General features: G+C 62.8%; 8 protein-coding genes. 1 reads left to right on the top strand and 7 read right to left on the bottom strand.

The features are described 5' to 3' along the window. From EN935_RS18945 to EN935_RS18915, 7 genes are all read right to left on the bottom strand, one after another. On the bottom strand, positions 1–578 hold a 578-nt coding region (locus tag EN935_RS18945), incomplete at its 3' end, for a LysR family transcriptional regulator (protein ID WP_127373514.1). Positions 579–648: 70 nt separating this feature from the next. Then, entirely contained in the window at positions 649–1398 is a 750-nt protein-coding gene (locus tag EN935_RS18940; protein WP_109660172.1) for an SDR family oxidoreductase, read from the bottom strand. A gap of 12 nt (positions 1399–1410) precedes the next feature. Next, the gene (locus EN935_RS18935; RefSeq protein WP_127265585.1) at positions 1411–2121 is read right to left on the bottom strand and encodes an SDR family oxidoreductase; all 711 of its coding nucleotides are present in this window, start codon (positions 2119–2121) and stop codon (positions 1411–1413) included. A 290-nt stretch (positions 2122–2411) separates the two neighbouring features. After that, entirely contained in the window at positions 2412–3200 is a 789-nt protein-coding gene (locus tag EN935_RS18930; RefSeq protein WP_164757896.1) for a FadR/GntR family transcriptional regulator, read from the bottom strand. A gap of 56 nt (positions 3201–3256) precedes the next feature. After that, positions 3257–3604: a RidA family protein gene (locus tag EN935_RS18925; RefSeq protein ID WP_109660178.1), complete on the bottom strand. Its 348-nt coding sequence runs from the start codon at positions 3602–3604 to the stop codon at positions 3257–3259. Between the two features lie 44 nt (positions 3605–3648). Next, positions 3649–4455: an SDR family oxidoreductase gene (locus EN935_RS18920; protein ID WP_109660181.1), complete on the bottom strand. Its 807-nt coding sequence runs from the start codon at positions 4453–4455 to the stop codon at positions 3649–3651. Continuing rightward, the gene (locus tag EN935_RS18915; RefSeq protein WP_109660183.1) at positions 4448–5260 is read right to left on the bottom strand and encodes a shikimate dehydrogenase; all 813 of its coding nucleotides are present in this window, start codon (positions 5258–5260) and stop codon (positions 4448–4450) included. The genes EN935_RS18920 and EN935_RS18915 overlap by 8 nt, the downstream gene beginning before the upstream one ends. Before the next feature lie 192 nt (positions 5261–5452). Between EN935_RS18915 and EN935_RS18910 the strand changes: the two genes are divergently transcribed. Continuing rightward, positions 5453–6015 (top strand): aldolase/citrate lyase family protein (locus EN935_RS18910; RefSeq protein WP_127373513.1); only part of this gene is annotated, 563 nt, incomplete at its 3' end.

Genomic DNA, 6015 nt, shown 5'->3' with positions numbered 1-6015 from the left:
GTGTCCAGCAATGTGAACAGCGTCAGGTCCTGCGCCGACTTGATGCTTTCGCCGATGGCCGGAGTGCAGCAGATGACCTTCGGATCCGGCACCAGCAGGATGGTCTCGTAGTCCGGCCAATTGCCGTAGCCCCACTGGACGGTCATATCGATGTCGTCACGTCCGAAATCGGGCAGGTCGACCATCGTCGTCAGGCGCAGATCCGCACCCGGCAATATCTCCCGGAACAGGGACAGACGAGGCAACAGATAGTGGGTCGCGAAATAGGGGCTCGCATTCAGGTTGATGCGGTCCCGGTAGTTCGACTTGGTGACGCGGCGAACACCTTCCGAAAACTCGTCGAACCCGGCTTTGACATAGTGCGAGAGAAGGATAGCCGATTCTGTCAATTCGACCGACCGCCCCTTGCGCTCGAACAGCGTCACCTGAAGCGTATCCTCCAGAAGCTTGATCTGCTGTCCGACGGCCTGCGGCGTGACCAGCAATTCGTCCGCCGCCTGCCGAAAACTCTTGTGCTGCGCGACGGCGTGGAAGACGCGAAGCGCATTCAGCGAGGGAAGGCGGAGCTTGCCGGTCATCGTGTATTCCACCTCCTTTCGCTTGCGTTCCTGTTGGACAATTCAGCGCCGCAGGCGCCGTTAAAACAACTCAGGCGTATATATAACCACCTGAAACAATTACGTTTTCTCCGGTCATATAGGTGTTCTTGGGACCGCCCGTCATGAGCACCCACTCGGCAATCTCCGTAGGCTCGGCACCACGACCCAGCGGGCTCGCCTTGGCCAGTTCCTCCAGGAAGCCGAGGGCCTTGGCCCGCTCCGTGGCCATGCCTGCGGGGGCCACCGAATTCACTAGGATTCCGTGTTTTGCGACGTCATGGGCGAAGGAGCGCGTCAGGCTGACCACGGCGGCCTTGGTTGCCGCATAGTGGGCGTTCTGCGGATGCGCCTTGAAAGCGTCGACAGAGGTCAGGTTCACGATCCGCCCGCGCACATGGCTCTTCGGCTCCTGCGACTGCATATGGCGAACGGCCGCCACCATCATGTGGTAGGTGCCTTTGATGTTGATGCCATTGGAGGCGTCCCAATCGGCATCGCTGATCTCGAGGAGCGGGCGGCGAGGGTAGATCGCGGCGCAATTGATCAATGTATCGATACGCCCGAGCTTCGAAACGATGGCGTCGAAGGCGGCGTGGCACTGAGGACCGATCTGTATATCGCATAGGGCGGTCGCGGTCGGCAGGCCGTTGGCCTTTGCCGGCTCTAGCGCGGCTTCGGCGGCGTCCTGGTTGATGTCGATTATGCCGATCTTCGCCGCTCCGGCCTCTACAGCCATCCGGGCCAGAAGCGCGCCGAGGCCGGCGCCGCCACCAACGATCAGAACGGAAAGATCCTTCATTCCAGTTTTTCCTTACTTGGTGCCGCTTGGCGAGGTCGGCCAGGTCGGCATGATGTCAAAACGGGTAACGTCGGCCCATGCGGGCAGGCCGAGCACCGCGACGACCATTCTGGCCACGTCGTCCGGCTGCACCACTTTGCTGGCGTACATGGCCGTGCGCGCCTTGGCGTCGAGGATGTCCTGGTAGAGCTGCGTCTCGACACGGCCGGCGACGATCTCGGTGACGCGTATGCCTGATGGGGAGAGGTCGGCGCGCAACGCGGCGGCAAAACCTGATATCGCCGCCTTGGTGGCTGAATAGACGGCAATGTTGGAATATGCCGCGTGGCCCGCGGTGGAGCCGGTGAACAAGATATGGCCAGACTGCCGCTCGCGCATCTGCGGAACGACGAGGCGGGTAAGCATGATTGCTGCGCTGAGGTTTACCTCCAGCGTGGAGTCGATGTCGGCGATCTTCATGTCGGCGAAATTGCCCAGCGGCGGCATGATCCCGGCATTGTTGATCAGCACGTCGATGGTGAGATCCGCCAGAACAGCCTCCAGCGCCTCGCGATCGGTGATATCGACAGCGATGGGCACGATGCCGGATCGCTCGGCCTGCAACGCCTTGAGCGCGGACTGGCTGCGCCCGACCGCATAGACGTCATAGCCGGCGTCGCTCAACGCGATCGCCATGGCCCGCCCTATGCCGCTCGTTGCACCTGTGATGAAGGCTGTCGTCACGTGGGTTTCCCTGATTGCCTGGTTTCAGTCTGCGGCCTGGGCCGATGCCGCGAAACCAAGAAAACCAGCAAAAAGGAAAGATAAACTTTCGAAAGCCCGTTCAGCCTGCGAAACTTACTGGGGTGTCCGCACGATCGCGGAAGCCGAAAACCCAAGGAAACGCTGGGAGAATGGCGCTTTCAATGCGTCGGAAAACGGGTGTCGCTGGCCGGCAGAGCAAAAACAAGGCTTTCGCAATGCGTGGCCAATCTGGTCCACGCGCCTGCGCATGCGAAGCGAAGTCGCCGGCCTCACCCTCCTGTCGGGGCAGGCCTCTTCATATCGGTAAAGAGCGATGCCGCGGCCGCCTTCTGCTCGGCCTCGGTCGCCGCGACGCCTGAAGCCCGGGCCAAAGCGCGCACGCGCCCGAGGCTGTTGTGCAGATGCTTGCGCATGGCCTGGCGAGCAGCGCGACCGTCCTGCCTTTCGATAGCGTCCACGATGGTTTTGTGTTCGTTATGGATGCGGGCGTAGTAGCTGTCCTTGAGCGCTGATGTGACCACATAACCCAGTTGAAAGCGTGGAACGATCATCGGCCTGAGATAGCTCAGGAAGCCGTGGATGAATTCGTTGCCTGCGGCTTTGGCGATCGCCAGATGGAAATCATAGTCATAGTGGATCTGGACGGCTGCGGGATCCGCCTGCTGGGCGTCGACCTGTTCCATCAGGGCCCGGATTGCATTCGCCTCCGCATCGGTGCGCCGTTCGGCGCACAGCCCGGCGGACTCCACCTCGACACTCAATCTCAGTTCGAGCAGAGCGATGGTTTCCGGCAAGGTCCTGAGGGCCTCGTCCGGTATCGAGAAATTGCGCGGCGCCGGCGTTTCGCTGACGAACATGCCGCGTCCTTGCTGCGGCACCACCATGCCCTCGGAGCGCAATCGCGCCACCGCTTCCCGCACCACCGTGCGGCTGACGTCGTATTCGGCGCAAAGCTCTGCCTCGGTCGGCAATTGGGCGCCGGGCAGCAACTGCCCGGAGCGGATCTTTTCGGACAGGCTCTCGGCCACGACGGTGGAAAGTGGCTTGCGCTTCGTCATCAGTGTTCCCCAGTCCGATGCCAGATGCAGGATGATGCCCGAACCGGCAAGGCCATTCAAACCGCCGCGGTGACGATCAGCTCGACCAGCATTCCGGGCTTGGCCATGCGTCCTTCGCCGGAAGAGCGCGCCGGTGCGTGCTCCTTCGGCATCCATGCGTCCCAGACCGTGTTGACTTCGTCGAAATCCCTGATGTCGTCCAGCCACATCTGCACGTGAAGGATGCGGGTCTTGTCCGTACCGGCCTTGGCAAGCAGGACGTCGACCTTGCCGAGCGCCTCGCGCATCTGGTCAGCGGCGGACTGACCCGGCTTTGCGACCTGGCCGGTGAGGTAGAGGGTGCCATTGTGGATGACCCCGTGGTGGATGCGGGTGTCGAAGTCGAAGCGCTTGATGTCACTCACTGGATTGTTGTCCTTGTCAGATTTCCGGCCTCCGCTGGATGGGGTCAGATTGCCGGCGTCTGCCGGATGGGGTTTCCCTGCAGATATTGCGCGTAGGGCGCCTGAACGAGCCAGCCAGCGTCGACGGGCAGGGTCACACCGGTTATCGATGCGGCGCGGTCGGAGCAGAGGAACAGTGCGGCCTCGGCAACGTCGCGCGGCTCGACGAAGCGGCGCAGCGCGGTGGTTGCCTGGATGGCTTCGGGGTTGCGCTCTCCCTTGGCGATCCTGGCTTTCAGACCGTCCGAAAGCGTGTAGCCGGGTGCCACCGCATTGACGCGCACACCATGCGGACCGAGTTCGGCGGCCAGGATCTGGGTCAAGGCCAGAACGGCATGCTTTCCGGGCGTGTAGGCGGGCAGGGACAGCGGCGCGAAAGAGGCGAGCGAGCCGACATTCAGGATCGCGCCTCGCCCGGCAGCCGACATCAGCCGGCCGAACACCTGGCAACCCAGCAGGGTGCCGCGATAATTCACCCGCCACATCCTCTCGTCCTCGTCCAGATCCTGGTCGAGGACGTGCTTGCCGCTCTGCAGGATGCCGGCGCAATTGACGACGATTTGAGGTGTGCCGAACGCAGCGCTGACGGCCTGCGCCAGCGCTTCCACCGAGCCGGATTCGGCAACATCGGTTTGGACAAATAGCGCGCGCGGTGCGCCCGCCGCCTTGCAGGCGCCAACCGCCTCATTGCCCCGTGCCGCATCCCTGCCGGCGACGACCACATGGTAGCCATCCTCGGCAAAGCGCAGCGCTATCGCGCGTCCGATGCCGGAAGTGCCGCCGATGACGACGGCCGTCAATGTCTCAGCCATTGCCGCGGCCCTTGCGCTCGATGTCGAAGAATTCGGACATGGCCCGGACCTGGAAATCCATCATCGGGCGCCCCGGCTGAATGCGGCAGCCAATCTCTTTTGCCGCCTTTAGCAGGGCGGTCTCGGCGGGCTCCATGATGATATCCACGACCGTCATGTCCGGGGTCAGCCGGCTCACGTCCAGCGGCAGCGGGTCGCCGGCATGCATGCCGACCGGTGTGGCGTTGATGGCCATATGCATGCCGGAAGGATCTGCCTCGCCGACATGGATGCGGCATTTCGGGAAGACCAGCGCAACCAGCGCCGCCAGTTTTTCGGCGCGGCCGGTATCGATGTCCGCAAGGCGGATCTCTTCCGCGCCGGCTTCGGCGAGACAATAGGCCAGGGACGCGCCGGCGCCACCGGCTCCGACCTGGAGAATGCGGCGGCCGGCAATCTCATGTCCGCCTGCGTTGAGGCCATCGATGAAGCCCACGCCGTCGAAATTGTCGGCGTACCAGCTGCCATCGGGCAGCCGGCGCACGGAATTGGCGCTTTGCACCCGCGCGGCGCGGTCGTGAGCGGCGGTGCATTTGTGATAGACCGCGACCTTGTACGGCACCGAGATGATGACACCGCGGATGTTCTCGGCCGCCGTGATGCCGGCCCAAAAGGTTTCGAAATCCTCCGGGCGGCAGCTCAATGGCACCATGAGGCTGTCGAGGCTCTTTTGCTCGAAGATCTCGTTGAATATGCCGGGGCTCTTGGCGTGTGCCACGGGATGGGCCAGCATCACGAAGATGTCGGCCTTGCCGGTTCCGCGCATCGGTTCACTCCTTTTCTTTTGACAGTTCATGGGCGCTGAGGATCTCCAGTGCCTGGACGAGGGACGAGTGGTCGGCCTCAAACCCTGCACCAAGGTCGGCATGCACAGCACTTGCAGCAAATTATTGCCGTATGATATAGGACATCATACAAATTTCAACATCCCTTTCGCACATCGGAGACTGACCGGAAAATGCAAGAGCGCCCCAATACGCTGAAGGCTGCCGTGACAGCCGGGCGAGCCCATATCGGCATCTGGTGCTCGCTGGCTTCAGCCCTCACCACGGAAATTGTCGCAGGCTCTGGAGCCGGCTGGCTGCTGATCGATGGCGAACACAGCCCCAACGATTTGCGCAGCATCATGGCCCAGCTGCAGGTCATGGGCGGCTTCGACAGTGAGGCGGTGGTGAGGCTGCCCTCCGACGATCCCAATTTGATCAAGCAAGCGATGGACATCGGCGCGCGCAGCCTGATGATCCCCAATGTGCGGACGGCGGATCAGGCGCGCAGCATCGTTGCCGCGATGACCTATGCTCCGGCCGGCTTCCGGGGATTCTCGGTCGCCCACCGCGCCAACGCATTCGGCCGCATCGCCGGCTATCATGGGCGGGCGCGCGAGCAGCAACTGCTGGCCGTGCAGATCGAATGCGAGACGGGCGTGGCGAACGCTGCCGAGATCGCGGCGGTGGATGGCGTCGACGTCCTCTTCGTCGGACCCGGCGACCTTTCCACCAATATGGGCGCGATGGGCAATCC

The sequence above is a fragment of the Mesorhizobium sp. M7D.F.Ca.US.004.03.1.1 genome (assembly GCF_003998635.1).
GTDB classification, from domain to species: domain Bacteria; phylum Pseudomonadota; class Alphaproteobacteria; order Rhizobiales; family Rhizobiaceae; genus Mesorhizobium; species Mesorhizobium loti.
This window is presented reverse-complemented; position numbering and strand designations above follow the sequence as displayed.